Here is a 15878-nt window from a genome sequence, read left to right as displayed (position 1 = left end):
GGCGGCGATGCTACTCGGCTTCATATTTTCGTTCCTGGCCGGGGTGCTGTCGACGCTGTCGCCATGCGTGCTGCCGCTGATCCCGGTCGTGCTCGGTGCTGCCGTCAGTCAGCATCGCTATGGCCCCATCGCGCTGGCCGCAGGACTTGCCATATCCTTCACGGCCATAGGGCTTTTCGTCGCCACGATCGGGTTCTCCGTCGGGCTTGACGGCGGTGTCTTTCGCAGCGCCGCCGCAGTTCTGATGCTCGTCCTCGGCACGATATTGATCGTGCCGGCATTCCAGGCGCATATCGCGCTTGCGGCCGGTCCGGCCGGCAACTGGGTCGAGCAGCGGTTTGGCGGCTTTTCCTCCGTTGGCCTTTGGGGGCAGTTCGGCGTCGGTCTGCTGCTCGGCGCGGTGTGGAGCCCTTGCGTTGGCCCGACTCTCGGTGCCGCTTCCGTCCTTGCAGCGCAGGGCCAAGACCTTGGCCAGGTTGGGGTCACCATGGTCCTGTTTGGTCTCGGTGCTGCCGTGCCGTTGCTGATCCTCGGACTACTGTCCCGCGAGACCTTGCTGAGTTGGCGCAGCCACATCGCAGGCGCCGGCAGCGGGCTGAAGGTCGCTTTAGGCGTCTTGCTGGTGATGACCGCCGCCGCGATTCTGTCTGGGTTCGACAAGGCGTTGGAAACCGCACTCGTCAACGCTTCGCCCGAGTGGCTGACGGCGTTGACGACGCAGTTCTAACGGCTCCGCGCTGGCGGTCGCCAGATTTTCAGCTTGCCTCAGCAAGGAGAAGCAAGTTAGCGCTGCATCTGGCCCTACACGCCGCTTTCGCAACCGACTAGTCTGCTCCCATGAATCAGCACGCCAAGCTCAGGATCGGCCATTCGGCCTGTCCGCATGATTGCCCGTCGACCTGCGCGCTCGAGGTCGAGCTGCTCGACGGCAAGCGCATCGGCCGCGTCCATGGCGCCAGGGCCAACAGCTACACATCAGGCGTCATCTGCGCCAAGGTCGCCCGCTATGCCGACCGCGTCCATCATCCCGACCGCTTGCTGAAGCCGCTGATCCGCGCGGGCGCCAAGGGCGAGGGCCTTTGGAAGGAAGCGAGTTGGGAGGCCGCACTCGACCTCGTCGCCGAAAAGTTTATCGAGGCCGAGGCAAAATACGGCTCGGAGACGGTCTGGCCCTATTACTATGCCGGCACGATGGGGCTGGTGCAGCGCGACGGCATCGAGCGGCTGCGCCACGCGAAAAAGTATTCCGGCTTCTTCGGGTCGATCTGCACCAATCTGGCCTGGACCGGCTGGATGATGGGCGCCGGCGCGTTGCGCGGTCCCGACCCGCGCGAGATGGCCAAGTCCGACTGCGTGGTGGTCTGGGGCACCAATGCCGTGGTCACCCAGGTCAACGTCATGACCCACGCGATCAAGGCGCGCAAGGAACGCGGCGCAAAAATCGTCGTCATCGACGTCTACGAAAACGCGACGATGAAGCAGGCCGATCTCGGCCTGGTGCTGAAGCCCGGCACCGATGGCGCGCTGGCCTCCGCGGTGATGCATGTGCTGTTCCGTGACGGCATGGCAGACCGCGCCTATTTGGAAAAATACACCGACGACCCGCACGGTCTGGAAGCGCATCTTCAGACGAGGACGCCGCAATGGGCGGCTGATATCACCGGGCTTTCGGTCGACGAGATCGAGGCCTTCGCCCGCCTCGTCGGCACGACCAAGAAAACCTATTTCCGCCTCGGCTACGGCTTCTCGCGCCAGCGCAACGGCTCGGTCAACATGCATGCCGCCGCCTCGATCGCCGCGGTCACCGGCTGCTGGCAGTATGAGGGCGGCGGCGCCTTCCATTCCAATTCGGGCATCTTCAAGCTGAACCAGGAACTGCTGGAAGGCACGCGGATGCGCGACCCCTCGATCCGCCATCTCGACCATTCGCGCATCGGCCCGGTGCTGACCGGCGCTGAGGATGCGCTCTATGGCGGCCCGCCGGTGACCGCGCTGCTGATCCAGAACACCAATCCGGTCAATGTCGCGCCGGAGCAGCGGCTGGTGAAGCAGGGTTTTCTGCGCGACGACCTGTTTTCCTGCGTGCACGAGCAGTTCATGACCGACACCGCAAAACTCGCCGATGTCGTGCTGCCGGCGACGATGTTTTTAGAGCATGACGACATCTACAAGGGCGGCGGCAACCAGCACATCACGCTCGGGCCGAAGCTGATCGACCCGCCGGAAGGGCCGCGCAGCAACCATTTCGTCATCGAGGAACTCGGTAAAAGGCTGGGCGTTGGCGACAAGCCTGGCTTCGGCATGACCGAGCAGCAGCACATCGACATCATTTTGGGCAAGCGCGGCCTGGGTAGTTTTTCGAGCCTCAAGGAAGAGAAGTGGGTCGACTTGCAGCCGGATTTCGAGGCGGCGCATTTTATCAGCGGCTTCGGCCACGCGGACGGAAAATTCCGCTTCCGCGCCGACTGGACCGGGCAGGCGGCGCCCAACCGGCCGCCGAGAAGCATGGGCCTGTTCGGGCCGGTGGCAAGCCTGCCGGAATTTCCCGACCACGTCGACCTGATCGAGGTGGCGGATGCGGCGCATCCGTTCAGGCTGACCACCTCGCCGGCGCGCAATTTCCTCAACTCGACTTTTTCGGAGACGCCGGTGTCGAAGGCCAAGGAGGGCCGGCCGGAACTGCTTTTGCATCCGGACGATGCGGCAGCCTATGGGCTGGCCAATGGCGACCGCGTCGAGATCGGCAATGCGCGCGGCGAAGTCGTGCTGCACGCAAGATTGTTCGACGGCGTCAAGCGCGGCGTCGTGGTCGCCGAAGGCATCTGGCCCAACAGCGCCCACGAGCGCGGCGAGGGCATCAACGTCCTGACCGGCGCCGATGCGCCGGCGCCCTATGGCGGTGCTGCGTTCCACGACAACAAGGTCTGGCTGCGCGCGGCGAAGTGAGGCCTCGGAACGATATATCCAACCAGCCGTTTTTGCGTGGCGGTGGAGACATGGTGATGGCAGAAGTGTTGGCAGCGCCGGACCCCATTGGAAGAACGCTTTCGCCCGGCGAACTCGTAACCACGATGTCGCACTTTCATCGCGCCGAGATTCTGCGCATGACGGGGTGGCGCGATCGCCTGGACCGGACGAGTAATTGGGCGATAACGGTCGTTGCGGCGATGTTGTCCATCTCGCTTTCGACAGCCAGCGCGCATCACGGCGTGCTGCTTTTTGCCATGCTGCTTGTCCTGTTGCTGCTGTGGATAGAAGCGCGGCGATATCGCTTCTTCGACGTTTACCGGGCCCGCGTGCGGCAGTTCGAACGGCACTATTTCGCGCAGATATTCTCGCCGCAGCCGGACTTCGCGTCCGATTGGCTGTTGGTCGTCGGCGAAAGCCTGCGCACTCCAAAATTCCTCATTTCGCAACGAGCGGCGTTGGCGCGCCGTCTGCGTCGAAACTACATCCACATGCTGCTGATCCTGCTGCTGGCCTGGATCCTGAAACTGTCGACCCCCAGTCTTCTAACCGAAGGTGTCCGCATCGACTTTGTCAGCTCGGTGCGCGAGGCCGTTGCCGGCGCTGCTCTGGGGCCCATTCCCGGCTTGGTCATCGTCGTGCTGGTCGCCGCCTTCTATGCCGGCCTGCTGGTCACGGCGTTCCTGACCGCTGGCGACGAGGGCGAACTCTCCTTTGGTGACGTGCACGTCTAGAGCGGCAGCGCAAAACCGGCGGATCTGCGATTTCATTTGTGCAGGAAATCGAACCGATCGGTTCGTTTTTGTTGACGCATTGTGTAAGATAGAGTGAACGTCGGCTCAGCAAATGGCCAGGCCGCGCGGCAGACGTATTCGCCTAAAGCATTGAGAAGAAGTTCAAAGATTGTGGCGAAGGAAGCCTTTTAGCGGATTTCAAGCACCCGGTTCAGGGCGTGGCCGGAACATCTTTGTGATTGGAAACTGCTGCATGGCCAACCCACCTCGGGGTGGTCCGAGCGACGCGAAATCCTCCCAAGGCACGCCACGAGACGGACAACAATACTGAAAGTATGAAAGTACTGGAGTACCTGAAATGACCAAGATTGCTCTCACCGCTGCCGCCATCCTCATTGCCACGGGCAGCGCCTTTGCCGGCAGCGACCATTATGGTTCGGACGGCGTCAACCAGCCGGCCGCGCCTGTTGGCAATGCGCCTGTTGTCGATAATATGTTCACGGGTTCGATCCGCAAGCCGTTTACGGCCGAGCACAATACCGTCAATACCAACGCGACGATCCAGCCCGGCACGACTGAACCGGTCGTGCCTCAGTCCGGCCGGGGCAACTGGGGCCGCTAAATCCTCAAGCTTCGGAACTCAAAGAGCGGCGGGCTTGGCCCGCCGTTCCTGCTTTTGTATATCAAGTCACAGCCCTCGTTTAGCGCAGGTCCTTCGGCCAAACGCAGTGTGTCAACCGCGCATCGCCGAGGGCCAGCCGTGCCCAGTCACCGTCGAAAACGAAGCGGGCCAGGGCTGCCGTCGGGAATTTCTCTTCAAGCTTTTTGAGTGCCGCGGCATCCGATCCGGCGCCCGCAAGCCGGCGCGCGAATTCCTCCAGGCCGGGATTATGGCCAATCACCAAAAGGCTGCTTGTTGCCGCTTTTGCCTGCCGTACCTTGGCGAGAATGTCTGCCGCACCGGCCTCGTAGAGCGCCTGGACAAATTTGGCCGGCGTTTTCGCCGGCAATTCCGCCGAGACCAGCCGCCATGTGTCGCGGGTGCGCAACGCGGGCGATACCAGCGCCAGGTCCGGCAGCCAGCCCTGCCTGGCCAGTTCGCGCCCGACCAGCGGCGCGGCCTTCAGCCCGCGCCCGGAAAGCGGCCGGTCGAAGTCAATAAGGTCAGGATCGTCCCAACTCGACTTGGCATGACGCAGAAGAAGGAGTTGTTTCATGAGTTCAATTTAAGACCAAGGAATGTCGGGCTGAAAGTCTTTCCCATATCCGCCGCCATGTTTTGTGCCCATGGCGGTATCAAAGGTCGCCCAAAGCGCACCAAAGATGAACAAACCTACGCGCCGTTCATCCTTATCCCACTTGACCGAAATGTCTGCTTCAGTAATGGCCCAATCGCCCGATCGAATGTGAATTGCATCGATGACGGAACCCACTCGCCCGTCCTCGACTCGATACAGATAGAAGTACGCCGTGGCATTCGTTGGATTGTCTGCCTCATCATACTCGAAGGCACCGGCCAGATCACCTTTTGCCCGCATAGCGCTGTCGAAGAGATCCATTTGCCTGTCTGCATCTGTCAAAATAATGTTGAGACGTCGCGTGCGCCATGCGCGACGCGAACGACTTCGACGCGCTGTTCGGCAAGGCGATAAAGCACGAGATAATTGCCGATCGTCAATGCTCGCACTTCGGCACCGATGTCGGGTCTCTGGCGACCGGATTGCGGGAATGTCTCCAATTGCAGGATGCGCGCCGCAATCGCGTCCAGAAAGCGATCCGCGGCAAGCTCCGCCGCAATGCCAAACCAGATGTCGATCAGATCGTCTTCGGCGGCCGGGCTGCGGACAATGAGGATGTCAGCCACGCCGTGGTGTTTTTTTGGCAGCGTCGCTGAACCGGCTGTGCGCCTTCAGCTTGATCTCCTCGATGTCGAAAGGCGCGAAGAGGCCGCTCTCCAGCCCTTCCGTCCAGGCTTTCCGCAGCCGCTGCGCTTCCGCATCGCGCAAGGGCTGGCGAAGGCGCCATTCGCGGAGAGCCTCGCGGATCACTTCGCTTGCCGAACCGTATTGCCCGCTGGCCGCCGCGCTCTTGACCATGTCCAGCAGTTCCGGGGAAAGCGCCACGCTGACTTTTTCGACTGTCGCCATCAAACTGTCTCCTTGCCAAGATGGTGGCAATAATTGCCACCATCTTCAAGGATGGGCCTCAGGGCGTGATGCGCGCCAGATGCTCGAGGTCGGTCTCCTCGCGCAGCGGATCGGGGGCCATCACCACGGAGGTGCTGTTGTCGGCATCGTCGGCGAAGTGGGCCAGCACGGTGCGACCGCCTTCCATTCGCGCCTTGCCTTCGGCGACCAGCCCGAGCGCCAGCGGATAAAGCCGGTGCTCGGCCTTCAACACGCGCGCGGCGAGCGTATCCTCATTGTCGCCGACCATCACCGGCACAGCGGCCTGGGCGATGATCGGGCCGTCATCCATGTCCAGCGTGACGAAATGCACCGTGCAGCCATGGATGCGGATGCCCGCGCGGATAGCTCGCGCATGCGTATCCAGCCCCTTGAAGGCCGGCAACAGGGCAGGGTGGATATTGATCATCCGTCCCAGCCATTTCTCGACGAAGCGCGCGCCGAGGATGCGCATGTAACCGGCCAGCGCCACGAACTCGGCGCCGAACGAGACAAGTGCGGCGTCGATCGCCCCGTCATGCGCTTCCTTGCTGCTATAGTCCGCCCGCGAAATCACCTTGGTGGCGATGCCGCGCGCCGCCGCGATACCGAGACCGGCGGCATTGGCCCGGTCGGAAATGACGCCGACGATCTCGGCCGGATAGTCCGGGTTGCTGGCCGCGGCAATCAGCGCCGTCATGTTGGAGCCGCGTCCCGAAATCAGCACCACGGTGCGTTTGCGCGCGCTCATAGGCCGATCGAGCCCCGATAGATCACGCCGGCGTTGCGGCGCGGCACGATGCGGCCGATCGGCGTCACGCTCTCACCGGCCTCCTGCAGCACGGCCGCGACCTGTGCCGCCTGGCCGGAGGCGACGGCGAGGATCATGCCGACGCCGCAGTTGAAGGTGCGCATCATCTCTTCGGGCGCCACGCCGCCGGTCTTCGCCAGCCATGAGAACACCGCCGGCACTTCGATGGCGTCGAGGTCGAGCTCGGCGGAAAAATCCTTCGGCAGGACGCGCGGGATATTTTCCGGGAAACCGCCGCCGGTGATATGGGCCAGCGCCTTGATGCCATGCGTGTTACGGATCGCCTTGAGGATCGACTTGACGTAGATGCGGGTCGGCTCGAGCAGCGCCTCGGCCAGCGTGGCTTCATCGTTGAAGGGCGCTGGATCGGTCCACGCAAGGCCGCTGGTGGCGACGATGCGGCGGACCAGCGAAAAGCCATTTGAATGCAGCCCCGACGAGGCCAGTCCCAACAGCACGTCGCCCTCGACGATGTCGTCGGTCGGCAGCAGTTGGCCGCGTTCGGCCGCGCCCACGGCAAAGCCGGCAAGGTCGTAGTCGTTGCCGTGATACATGCCGGGCATTTCCGCCGTCTCGCCGCCGATCAGCGCGCATCCGGCCTGCCGGCAGCCCTCGGCGATGCCGCCGACGATCGCCGCACCCTGGTCGGGGTCGAGCTTGCCGGTGGCGAAATAGTCGAGGAAGAACAATGGCTCTGCGCCCTGCACGACGATGTCGTTGACGCACATGGCGACGAGGTCGATGCCGATCGTGTCGTGCTTGCCGGCATCGATGGCGATCTTCAGCTTGGTGCCGACGCCGTCATTGGCGGCGACCAGCACCGGGTCGATGAAGCCGGCGGCCTTGAGGTCGAACAGGCCGCCAAAGCCGCCGATCTCGCCATCGGCGCCCGGCCGGCGCGTCGCGCGCACCAGCGGCTTGATCTTCTCGACCATGAGATTGCCGGCATCGATGTCGACACCCGCCTCGGCATAGGTGAGCCCGTTCTTGCGCTTGCTCATCACTCTTTCCTGCTTTCCGGGGCTCTTCGCATGAACGGCTGCGCCTCGCAAGGATAACGGCTGGCTCAGGCACTTTCGGCATCACAAAAGAGTGGACAGAGGCTTCAGGCAAATCTCCAACATTGGCGATTGGCGAAAGCCTTGAACACAGCCAATCTCTCCTCCACAAGGGGCGAGATTGGCAGCTTCTGCGTCGCTCTCACTTGCCCTACCCTCACATCTCCATCATGTATCATCAAAACAGAAGCGACGGGATATGCGTTTGACCATCCCCAACATGATCACGATCATGCGTTTCGTGCTGGTGCCGGGCGTGGTGCTGGCCATGCTGCAGGCGCGCTGGGACTGGGCTTTCGCCGGCTTCCTGATTGCGGGCATTTCCGACGGCGTCGACGGTTTCATTGCCCGCCATTTCAATCAGTTTTCCCAGCTTGGCGCCTATCTCGATCCGATGGCCGACAAATTGCTGCTGGTCTCGGTGTTCGTGGTGCTGGGCTTCATCGGTGAATTGCCGCTGTGGCTGGTCGTCACCATGGTGTCGCGCGATGCACTGATCGTCTGCGCCGTCGTTCTGTCCACCGTCATGACCCACCCGGTCGAGATGAAGCCGCTGTTCGTGTCGAAGGCCAACACCGCCATCCAGATCGGGCTGGCGGCGGTGGTGCTGGGCGAACTTGCCCTCGCCATCAATCTCGACCCGCTCAGGCCGGTACTCATATTGCTGTCCGGGGTCTTGACCGTGGCTTCGGCCGCGGCCTATCTCGTGGCTTGGCTGAGGCATATGAGCGGCTATGGCGAAGGCTCCACACCGGACACCTGACCAGGACATCGACGCGGCAGCCGAGGCTGCGGCCGCCGATGCTGCCGCGTCCGGCGTGTTTCGCCGCCAAATCCGCTTCTGGCTGATCAGCGCCATCATCCTCGCGATCTTCCTCTATGTCTTCAGCGGCATCCTGCTGCCGTTCGTCGCCGGCATGGTGCTAGCCTACTTCCTCGACCCGGTCGCCGACCGGCTGCAGCGGCTCGGCCTGTCCAGGCTGATGGCGACGATTGTCATCCTGTTTGCCTTCATCGTCGTTCTGGTGCTGGCCTTCGTCATCCTCATTCCGGTGCTGGCTTCGCAGATGGCCGATTTCGCCAGCAAGCTGCCGGAATACCTGACCCGGCTGCAGAGCCTGATCACCAGCTTCGATCCGAGATGGCTGGAAGAGCAATTCGGCGTCGACGCCAATGGCCTGCGCGAAGGGTTGAACTCGCTGCTGACCTCCGGCTTCGGCCTCCTGACCACGGTGTTCACCTCGATCTGGAGCTCCGGCGTGGCGCTGGTGTCGGTGGTCAGCCTGTTCGTCGTCACGCCCGTCGTCGCCTTCTACATGCTGCTCGACTGGGACCGCATGGTGGCGATTGTCGACAGCTGGGTGCCGCGCGACTATGTCCAGACCGTCAGGGCAATCGCCAACGACATCAACACCGCCACCGCCGGCTTTGTGCGCGGCCAGGGCACGCTGTGCCTGGTACTGGGCGCCATGTACGCCACCGGCCTGACCTTGACCGGCCTGAATTTCGGCATCCTCATCGGCCTGTTCGCCGGGCTGATCTCCTTTATTCCCTATGTCGGCTCGCTGACCGGGCTGGTGCTGGCCGTCGGCGTCGCCTTCGTCCAGTTCTGGCCGGACTGGACCATGGTCGCGGCGGTGGCCGGCGTGTTCTTCGTCGGCCAGTTCATCGAGGGCAACATCCTGCAGCCGAGGCTGGTCGGAAAAAGCGTCGGCCTGCATCCGGTGTGGCTGATGTTTTCGCTGTTTGCCTTCGGCGCGCTGTTCGGCTTCGTCGGCTTGCTGATCGCCGTGCCGGCCTCGGCCGCCGTTGCCGTTCTGGTGCGTTTTGCCATCGCTCGATACCTGGAGTCGCCGCTCTACAAGGGCCACAACACCGAACCTGTCCCGCCGCTGCCGGCGCGTCGCCGCGGGAGCGGTGGACCGCGCAGTTGAGCCAGATGCCGGACAACAACAAGATCGACCCGCCGCGCCAGTTGCCGCTCGATCTCGGCCACGGCACCGGCTATTCGCGCGACGAACTCGTCGTCTCCGGCACCAACAGCCAAGCGGTGGCGCTGGTCGATCGCTGGCCGGACTGGCCGTCGCCGGTGGTCGTGCTCGCCGGTCCGGCTGGTTCTGGAAAAACCCACCTGGCCTCGATCTGGCGCGCCCGCGCCGGCGCAGTGAAGGTCGACGCCGGGCGGATCGGCGACTGCATGGCCAGCCTCGGCGCGCGGCCGGCACTGATCGACGATGTCGATGCCGGTCCGGTCGATGAAGAGGGGCTGTTCCATCTGATCAACGCGGTGCGCGGGGCCGGCTCGACCTTGCTGCTGACCGCGCGGCGTTTTCCGTCCGCCTGGGGCGTCAGTCTTCCGGACCTCGCTTCGCGGCTGAAGGCGGCGGCGACAGTCGAGATCCATGAGCCCGACGATCTCTTGCTGGCCGGCGTCATCACCAAACTGTTCGCCGACCGCCAGGTCGAAGTCGAGCCGCATGTCGTGCAATATCTGGTGCGCCGCATCGAGCGCTCGCTGGCAACCGCGATGCGGGTGGTGGAGCGGCTGGATCGCACCGCGCTCGAGCGCAAGACGCCGATCACGAGGGCGCTCGCCGCCGAAACCGTCAGCGCCATGGATGAGGGGCAGGGCGAGTTTGAGATTTAGACTGCAGTGGGCTTTGGCGTGCTGCCTCGGAGGGCTGCAGGCTCTTCCACTTTCGCCGCAACTTCATTTAAAGTCGCTATCAGCCTGTTGATTTGCGACAGGGCGGTGGTCATCTCTGGACCGTATCGCGTCACTAAATATTCTCGGTTTCCAGTAAGTTGGGACAGATGGTGTGCCGTGCGTTCCGCAGGACCAGCCCCGAGGCGATCGCCTTTGCGGTACGTGTCGCAAAATCGTGCTGCAGACCACGCAACGCCTTATGATCAGAACCAGTCAGGAGGAGATGGGCATTGAGGTAGAGTTCGATTGCGTGAAGGGCGGTGAAACGGCAGGGCACCAGGGAAAGCGCGTTACCCTTGCGTCGATGTTCCAGCAGGCGGATCGCTGCATTTCTGAATTCGCTTGCGAGTCCCAGTACCTGTTCGGCTGTTGCTTCTTCACCAGGGTAGGAAGCATTCATTCTACTTGCCCCGCCTCACATCGGCGTCCCGCCGTTCCCGCAGGATGACACGACGCCGGACGCTACGTCAAAGTCGAAACACCGATTGGTCGAACGCGGAAAATGACCACCCCTGCCGGTGTTCCATTTCGGGAAACGAAGACTGGCATCTGTCTTGCAACGTCAGTCTTGCCGGCTAACCCCGGTCCTGATTGCGTATCAAATCAGGTTGTAGGCTCGCCGGGAGATGAGGCGGTTGGGGTTCTCTTCCCGGCGAGCTTGCCTTCAATGAGGGGTCGGTAGTCGCGCGTACGGCACTGGCAACCGCGCTCACGGATAAACGTAGTCCCGCGCCGTCTTTGGCTGTTATAATGGACCGTGAACGGGCTATTTTCCTCGTAAATATGGACCAGAGGATGGTCCATAGAAGAGGGGCCGATGCAGGTATCCGTTACAGACGCCAAGGGACAGCTGACAGAATTGGTGCGTCGTGCCGAGGCAGGTGACGAAGTCATTCTGACCCGTCACGGTCATGCGGCCGTGCGCCTGGTTGCCATCAAGGCGATGCCGGACAGGAAAAGCTGCCGGGCATTGCTGGAGGCGATGCGGGCATCCGGCGCCGAAAAGGCAAAGGCCGGGCCATCCGCCGCGCGAAGCCAGGATTTCCTCTACGGCGCTGATGACTTTTCGAAGACCGATATCGAAAGCGTTCTTTAAGGTGCGATCCTGGATTAGGTCAGGGAACGGATGCCGGTTGGATCAACCTACGGCCGGAGCCCCCCGATAGTGTACCCACCATCGACAGTGATCTCTTGCCCCGTGACGAAGTTTGCATCGTCTGAAAGCAACCAAGCAACTGTACCTGCGATATCTTCTGATACGCCGTTACGGCGGAGGGGCGTGTGGGCGGCTAGGCGCTTGGCAAAAACAGGGCCTATGACATCATCCGCCATCGGGGTCAGAATGATACCCGGATTGATGGCATTGATCCGGATGTTCCGAGGGCCTTGCTCGACCGCGAACGTACGCATCATGGCAAGCAATGCGCCCTTTGTACTCGCGTAAGCCCCGGCCCCCGGCATCACTGCGCCCGCCGTCCAGGAGGCGTTGATGAGTATGCTGCCGCCTTCCAGAAACGGCAGGCAATGCTTGATCGTAAAGAACGTCCCCCGAAGGTTGGTGCCGATCAACACGTCGAAATCATCCGCGTCGGTCACTGCCAATGGTTTGAAGTCGCCCAAAATTCCGGCATTGGCGAATACGGCATCCAGTCTCCCGAAGCGTTCAATTGTCATCCCTACAGTCGCCGCGACTGCATCGTTGTCAGCAATATCGCAAGCAATCGCGACTGCGTTGCCGCCTGCTGCCTCGATGTCCGACTGCAATTGGCTGATCGGATCGTAACGGCGTCCGACAAGGGCAATCTGTGCACCTTCGTCAGCCAGCCGAAGGGCAGCGGCCCGCCCCATACCCGTTCCCGCACCCGTAACTAGAACCGTTTTGCCCATGAATCTGGTTTGTGCCATGTCTTTGTTCCTTCGGTGAATTGCAACATGGCAGCTGTAATTCCTGTGCTATCTCATGATAATTCGGCAAAAAGCTTATTCATTTGAAAGCAGAAGTATCGAATGGCTCTTTTTCGCTCCATGCAGGTTTTTGTGGCGACGGTCCAAGAGGGCTCAATGAGCGCTGCTTCGGCAAAACTCGGCATATCGCCAGCGATGGTGGGGCAACATGTGGCCGCGCTGGAGGAGCGGCTCGGCACACGCCTTCTGAATAGGACCACCCGCCGTCAGAGCTTGACGGATTTTGGCACGAGCTATGTCGAGCAGTGCCGGGACATCCTGGATCGTGTGGCTGTTGCGGATCAGGACGCAGAGGCATCTCAGACGATACCTCGCGGGCAACTGAGGATCACAGCGCCGACGACTTTTGGGACGGAGGTTTTAATGCCAGCTTTGCAGCGTTATCGCGACATTGCCCCTGACGTGACGCTGGATATCACGTTGACCGACCGCAATGTCGATATCGTGGAAGAAGGCTTCGACATCGCGTTTCGCATTGGAGCGTTGCCGGATAGCCGCCTTATTGCTCGTCACCTTGCTCCCTATCGAATGATGATTTGTGCTGCACCGGATTACCTTGCCCGCATGGGCACCCCGGATCATCCTCGCGAGCTTTCCGTCCACGAAGCCATCGGCTTTACCCCTGCAGCCCGGTCGCCCTGGAGGCTATCGAAAGGCAAGGATCTGGTCGAAGTCGCTCCCAAAATCTCGATCACCGTCAATAGTGGTCAGGCTGTCCGCATGGCTGCGCGTGCTGGGTTGGGCGTGATTATGCAACCATCCATACTGCTGACTTCGGATATACGCGCTGGCCTTCTCGTCCGGCTTTTCCCGGATTGGCACCTGAATGAACGGCCCATGTCTCTCATCTACCACCGTGACCGACGCATGGCGCCACGCCTAAGCAGCATCATTTCGTTTGCCACTGCAGAATTTGGCGCTCAGGTTGAGGGACAGGCAAATCGTCTCGTCGAAAGCGCTCGTTAAACATGGGTTGTCTGCGCCAGATGCGCGCGACAATGCTACGAGGTCGACGCTCCCGCCTATGAGCTCTCCCACGAGATAATGTCGGCGATAGATTTTGACCGAGAGCCATTCCACCCGCAGCCTGTGCATCGGCCGTTTTCGAACTGATGTTCGCAGGCGGGCATCCATAGAGATGAAACGCGCATTCAGCACAAAGGCTGGTCATTGCGCTGCTTTCGACGAAATATGTGCTGCCGCATTCGTCGCAACTCGTGATTGATCGGTCAGTCATTGGCTCACCCGCGCTTCCGTTTCAGTCCGATCGCCTCGCGCAGCCGTCGGGTAGTGCCGCCACTGCCGCCACGTTCAGATCCCACCGTCCGGCGGCGCCGCCCGTTCCACGCCGAAGCGCCTGCGGTAATCGCCGGGCACCAGGCCGGTTATCCTGGCGAAAACTTTGCGGAAGGAGCCAGGATCGTCATAGCCGACATCCCAGGCGATCTGGTCTATGGATCGGGTCGTCGCTTCCAGCATCTCACGCGCTTTGCCGACGCGCAGGTGCTGGCAATACTCGGTCGGCTTGAGGCCGGTGGCGTTGCGAAAGCGGCGCAAAAAGGTCCGCTCCTCCAAGGCCGCATGCTCCGCCATGGTGGCAAGCGTCACATCGCGCGCGCCTCTCGCCTGGAGCCAGTGCTGCACTTTGAGGATAGCTTCGTCGCGATGGCTCAGCCTGGGAGCAAAGGGGCTATAGAAGCGTTGCTCGCGCCCCGGCGGGTCCACCAGCATGAAGCGGGCGGTTTCTATCATCACGGTCGGCCCGAGCACCCTGTCGACGAGCTTCAGGCCGAGATCGGTCCAGGCCATGTAGCCGCCGGCGGTGATGATGTCGCCATCGTCGATGACCAGCTTGTCGGCATCCAGCACGATGTCGGGGAAGCGTATCGCCAGCGCGTCGCGATAGGCCCAGTGCGTGGTCGCCGCACGACCCGACAACAGACCGGTCTCGGCAAGCACGAAGGCGCCGGCGCAGACCGAGCCGAGCGTCGCGCCCGCCGCATGGCGGGCCCTGAGCCAGTCGGCATAGGGCGCGGCCGCCTCGCGCGGAATCGGATCACCCAGGGTCGGAGGCAAGATGACCATGGCAGGTCCGTGGCCGGGGCCGGGCTCGCTGTCGAAGGTGCGGATGACGGTTTGGCTCGCCTCTTGCAACTGCCAATGGCTGACACGAAGTCTCAGCACGTCCGGCGACCGTTCGGCAGCCAGCCGGTTGGCCAGCTGGAAGAGATCGGTCAGCCCAAGAACGGCCGCTCCCTGAACGCCAGGATATACAACGAGGCCGATTTCGACCGGATCACGCGCCGCAATCATTTGTCAGTTTTGCCATGTACAATGTCTGTTTTGCCAATCCTCACCATGACTCCGTTGCAATAGCTTGTCCACAGAAGGAACGAACCTTCCCCCGCCCATCCAGCCAACCACATCACGGAGTACGACGATGAGCACATTCACCACCAAGGACGGCACCGAGATCTTCTACAAGGATTGGGGCACAGGGCAGCCAATCGTGTTCCATCACGGCTGGCCGCTCAGCGCCGACGACTGGGACAACCAGATGCTGTTCTTCCTCGACAAGGGCTATCGCGTGATCGCGCATGACCGGCGCGGGCACGGTCGCTCGACACAGACGGCAACCGGTAACGAGATGGACACCTATGCCGCCGATCTCGCGGCTCTGGTCGCTCACCTTGATCTCAAGAACGCCGTCCATATCGGCCACTCGACCGGCGGCGGCGAGGTGGCGCGTTACGTTGCCCGCTACGGTGGCGAGGGACGCGTCGCCAAGGCGGTGCTGATCGGCGCGGTGCCGCCGATCATGCTCAAGACCGACAGTAACCCCGGCGGCCTGCCGATCGAGGTCTTCGACGGCTTCCGTGCCGCTTTGGTCGCCAACCGCGCCCAGTTCTACAGGGATGTGCCGGCCGGCCCGTTCTACGGCTTCAATCGCGAGGGCGCCAAGGTCTCGCAAGGGGCTGTCGACAACTGGTGGCGCCAGGGCATGATGGGCGGAGCCAAGGCCCATTACGACTGCATCGAGGCTTTTTCCGAGACCGACTTTACGGAGGACCTGAAGAAGCTCGACGTGCCTGTCCTGATCATGCACGGCGATGACGACCAGATCGTGCCGATTGCCGACTCCGCTCTGCTTGCAGCCAAGCTGGTGAAGCACGGCACGCTCAAGGTCTACAAGGGCCTTCCGCACGGCATGTGCACCACCCACCCGGAGATCATCAATCCGGATCTCCTGGCGTTCATCCAAGGCTGACGCCTCGCAGCTTCAGGCGGGCACGCCCGGAAATACGGGCCGCCCGTCGGTCGCTGGGGTGCTTCGTCCGTCGCAGATGCTGTCCGGCGCAGCTGCGCCGGCACGGCTGCTGCTCGTCGCGGTGTGTGAGCGACCCGAGACATAGGTGACGTTTTGTACCGGACACATGGGTAACACTTTTGGCTTTTGGCCGGAGGTGTTGA

19 protein-coding genes are annotated in these 15878 nt (G+C 62.2%); 10 read left to right on the top strand and 9 right to left on the bottom strand.

The window, feature by feature from the left end; genetic code table 11:
- Positions 1 to 7: 7 nt before the first annotated feature.
- From AC0L14_RS17030 to AC0L14_RS17015, 4 genes are all read left to right on the top strand, one after another.
- The gene (locus tag AC0L14_RS17030) at positions 8 to 727 is read left to right on the top strand and encodes a cytochrome c biogenesis CcdA family protein (protein WP_473486738.1); all 720 of its coding nucleotides are present in this window, start codon (positions 8 to 10) and stop codon (positions 725 to 727) included.
- A 110-nt stretch (positions 728 to 837) separates the two neighbouring features.
- The gene (locus tag AC0L14_RS17025; protein WP_473528004.1) at positions 838 to 2946 is read left to right on the top strand and encodes a molybdopterin-containing oxidoreductase family protein; all 2109 of its coding nucleotides are present in this window, start codon (positions 838 to 840) and stop codon (positions 2944 to 2946) included.
- 56 nt (positions 2947 to 3002) lie between these two features.
- A complete protein-coding gene (locus tag AC0L14_RS17020; RefSeq protein ID WP_473486740.1) occupies positions 3003 to 3701 on the top strand; it encodes a DUF2270 domain-containing protein in 699 nt (232 codons plus the stop codon).
- Positions 3702 to 4059: 358 nt separating this feature from the next.
- A complete protein-coding gene (locus AC0L14_RS17015) occupies positions 4060 to 4323 on the top strand; it encodes a DUF680 domain-containing protein (protein ID WP_123151291.1) in 264 nt (87 codons plus the stop codon).
- Between the two features lie 79 nt (positions 4324 to 4402).
- Here AC0L14_RS17015 and AC0L14_RS17010 read toward each other — a convergent pair whose 3' ends face one another.
- Genes AC0L14_RS17010 through purM form a run of 6 tightly spaced genes read right to left on the bottom strand, consistent with a single transcriptional unit; the run spans position 4403 to position 7678 of the window.
- On the bottom strand, positions 4403 to 4918 hold the full coding sequence (locus tag AC0L14_RS17010) for a SixA phosphatase family protein (protein ID WP_473486741.1): 516 nt from the start codon (positions 4916 to 4918) through the stop codon (positions 4403 to 4405).
- Positions 4919 to 4927: 9 nt separating this feature from the next.
- A complete protein-coding gene (locus AC0L14_RS17005; protein ID WP_473486742.1) occupies positions 4928 to 5260 on the bottom strand; it encodes a hypothetical protein in 333 nt (110 codons plus the stop codon).
- 17 nt (positions 5261 to 5277) lie between these two features.
- Positions 5278 to 5565 (bottom strand): type II toxin-antitoxin system RelE/ParE family toxin, encoded by a 288-nt coding sequence (locus AC0L14_RS17000; protein ID WP_473486743.1) that lies wholly within the window; start codon positions 5563 to 5565, stop codon positions 5278 to 5280.
- Positions 5558 to 5848, bottom strand: coding sequence for a type II toxin-antitoxin system ParD family antitoxin (locus AC0L14_RS16995; protein ID WP_473486744.1), 291 nt, complete (start codon positions 5846 to 5848; stop codon positions 5558 to 5560). Before AC0L14_RS16995 ends, AC0L14_RS17000 begins: the two co-directional genes overlap by 8 nt.
- A 58-nt stretch (positions 5849 to 5906) precedes the next feature.
- Positions 5907 to 6617 (bottom strand): phosphoribosylglycinamide formyltransferase, encoded by a 711-nt coding sequence (gene purN / locus AC0L14_RS16990; protein ID WP_473486745.1) that lies wholly within the window; start codon positions 6615 to 6617, stop codon positions 5907 to 5909.
- Positions 6614 to 7678, bottom strand: a complete 1065-nt coding sequence (gene purM / locus AC0L14_RS16985; RefSeq protein ID WP_123151294.1) for a phosphoribosylformylglycinamidine cyclo-ligase — start codon at positions 7676 to 7678, stop codon at positions 6614 to 6616. Before purM ends, purN begins: the two co-directional genes overlap by 4 nt.
- 262 nt (positions 7679 to 7940) lie before the next feature.
- Between purM and AC0L14_RS16980 the strand changes: the two genes are divergently transcribed.
- From AC0L14_RS16980 to hdaA, 3 genes are read left to right on the top strand one after another with little or no spacing between them, the layout of a single operon-like run.
- Positions 7941 to 8498 (top strand): CDP-alcohol phosphatidyltransferase family protein, encoded by a 558-nt coding sequence (locus AC0L14_RS16980; RefSeq protein ID WP_473750224.1) that lies wholly within the window; start codon positions 7941 to 7943, stop codon positions 8496 to 8498.
- Entirely contained in the window at positions 8470 to 9669 is a 1200-nt protein-coding gene (locus AC0L14_RS16975) for an AI-2E family transporter (RefSeq protein WP_292577472.1), read from the top strand. Before AC0L14_RS16980 ends, AC0L14_RS16975 begins: the two co-directional genes overlap by 29 nt.
- A gap of 5 nt (positions 9670 to 9674) precedes the next feature.
- Positions 9675 to 10382, top strand: a complete 708-nt coding sequence (hdaA, locus tag AC0L14_RS16970; protein WP_473486776.1) for a DnaA regulatory inactivator HdaA — start codon at positions 9675 to 9677, stop codon at positions 10380 to 10382.
- Positions 10383 to 10515: 133 nt separating this feature from the next.
- On the opposite strand, the gene AC0L14_RS16965 is transcribed toward hdaA, so the two are convergent.
- Positions 10516 to 10842 (bottom strand): hypothetical protein, encoded by a 327-nt coding sequence (locus tag AC0L14_RS16965; protein ID WP_473486747.1) that lies wholly within the window; start codon positions 10840 to 10842, stop codon positions 10516 to 10518.
- Positions 10843 to 11259: 417 nt separating this feature from the next.
- Here AC0L14_RS16965 and AC0L14_RS16960 point away from each other — a divergent pair, with 417 nt between their 5' ends.
- Positions 11260 to 11538, top strand: a complete 279-nt coding sequence (locus AC0L14_RS16960; protein WP_473528001.1) for a type II toxin-antitoxin system Phd/YefM family antitoxin — start codon at positions 11260 to 11262, stop codon at positions 11536 to 11538.
- 47 nt (positions 11539 to 11585) lie between these two features.
- Here the strand turns inward: AC0L14_RS16960 and AC0L14_RS16955 are convergent, their stop codons facing one another.
- A complete protein-coding gene (locus tag AC0L14_RS16955; protein ID WP_473528000.1) occupies positions 11586 to 12347 on the bottom strand; it encodes an SDR family NAD(P)-dependent oxidoreductase in 762 nt (253 codons plus the stop codon).
- Between the two features lie 102 nt (positions 12348 to 12449).
- Between AC0L14_RS16955 and AC0L14_RS16950 the strand changes: the two genes are divergently transcribed.
- Positions 12450 to 13373 (top strand): LysR family transcriptional regulator, encoded by a 924-nt coding sequence (locus AC0L14_RS16950; protein WP_473750185.1) that lies wholly within the window; start codon positions 12450 to 12452, stop codon positions 13371 to 13373.
- A gap of 345 nt (positions 13374 to 13718) precedes the next feature.
- Here AC0L14_RS16950 and AC0L14_RS16945 read toward each other — a convergent pair whose 3' ends face one another.
- Positions 13719 to 14720: a GlxA family transcriptional regulator gene (locus tag AC0L14_RS16945; RefSeq protein WP_473527998.1), complete on the bottom strand. Its 1002-nt coding sequence runs from the start codon at positions 14718 to 14720 to the stop codon at positions 13719 to 13721.
- Positions 14721 to 14847: 127 nt separating this feature from the next.
- Between AC0L14_RS16945 and AC0L14_RS16940 the strand changes: the two genes are divergently transcribed.
- Positions 14848 to 15675, top strand: a complete 828-nt coding sequence (locus tag AC0L14_RS16940) for an alpha/beta fold hydrolase (protein WP_473527997.1) — start codon at positions 14848 to 14850, stop codon at positions 15673 to 15675.
- The last annotated feature ends 203 nt before the right edge of the window (positions 15676 to 15878 follow it).

The sequence above is a fragment of the Mesorhizobium sp. WSM4841 genome (assembly GCF_055811515.1).
This window is presented reverse-complemented; position numbering and strand designations above follow the sequence as displayed.

Excerpts from the sequence above, each read along its gene's own strand:
- AC0L14_RS17030 (WP_473486738.1), top strand. The coding sequence starts at position 8 with ATGCTACTCGGCTTCATATTTTCGTTCCTGGCCGGGGTGCTGTCGACG.
- AC0L14_RS17025 (WP_473528004.1), top strand. The coding sequence starts at position 838 with ATGAATCAGCACGCCAAGCTCAGGATCGGCCATTCGGCCTGTCCGCAT.
- AC0L14_RS17020 (WP_473486740.1), top strand. The coding sequence starts at position 3,003 with ATGGCAGAAGTGTTGGCAGCGCCGGACCCCATTGGAAGAACGCTTTCG.
- AC0L14_RS17015 (WP_123151291.1), top strand. The coding sequence starts at position 4,060 with ATGACCAAGATTGCTCTCACCGCTGCCGCCATCCTCATTGCCACGGGC.
- AC0L14_RS17010 (WP_473486741.1), bottom strand. The coding sequence starts at position 4,918 with ATGAAACAACTCCTTCTTCTGCGTCATGCCAAGTCGAGTTGGGACGAT.
- AC0L14_RS17005 (WP_473486742.1), bottom strand. The coding sequence starts at position 5,260 with ATGGATCTCTTCGACAGCGCTATGCGGGCAAAAGGTGATCTGGCCGGT.
- AC0L14_RS16995 (WP_473486744.1), bottom strand. The coding sequence starts at position 5,848 with ATGGCGACAGTCGAAAAAGTCAGCGTGGCGCTTTCCCCGGAACTGCTG.
- purN (WP_473486745.1), bottom strand. The coding sequence starts at position 6,617 with ATGAGCGCGCGCAAACGCACCGTGGTGCTGATTTCGGGACGCGGCTCC.
- purM (WP_123151294.1), bottom strand. The coding sequence starts at position 7,678 with ATGAGCAAGCGCAAGAACGGGCTCACCTATGCCGAGGCGGGTGTCGAC.
- AC0L14_RS16975 (WP_292577472.1), top strand. The coding sequence starts at position 8,470 with ATGGCGAAGGCTCCACACCGGACACCTGACCAGGACATCGACGCGGCA.
- hdaA (WP_473486776.1), top strand. The coding sequence starts at position 9,675 with ATGCCGGACAACAACAAGATCGACCCGCCGCGCCAGTTGCCGCTCGAT.
- AC0L14_RS16965 (WP_473486747.1), bottom strand. The coding sequence starts at position 10,842 with ATGAATGCTTCCTACCCTGGTGAAGAAGCAACAGCCGAACAGGTACTG.
- AC0L14_RS16960 (WP_473528001.1), top strand. The coding sequence starts at position 11,260 with ATGCAGGTATCCGTTACAGACGCCAAGGGACAGCTGACAGAATTGGTG.
- AC0L14_RS16955 (WP_473528000.1), bottom strand. The coding sequence starts at position 12,347 with ATGGCACAAACCAGATTCATGGGCAAAACGGTTCTAGTTACGGGTGCG.
- AC0L14_RS16950 (WP_473750185.1), top strand. The coding sequence starts at position 12,450 with ATGGCTCTTTTTCGCTCCATGCAGGTTTTTGTGGCGACGGTCCAAGAG.
- AC0L14_RS16945 (WP_473527998.1), bottom strand. The coding sequence starts at position 14,720 with ATGATTGCGGCGCGTGATCCGGTCGAAATCGGCCTCGTTGTATATCCT.
- AC0L14_RS16940 (WP_473527997.1), top strand. The coding sequence starts at position 14,848 with ATGAGCACATTCACCACCAAGGACGGCACCGAGATCTTCTACAAGGAT.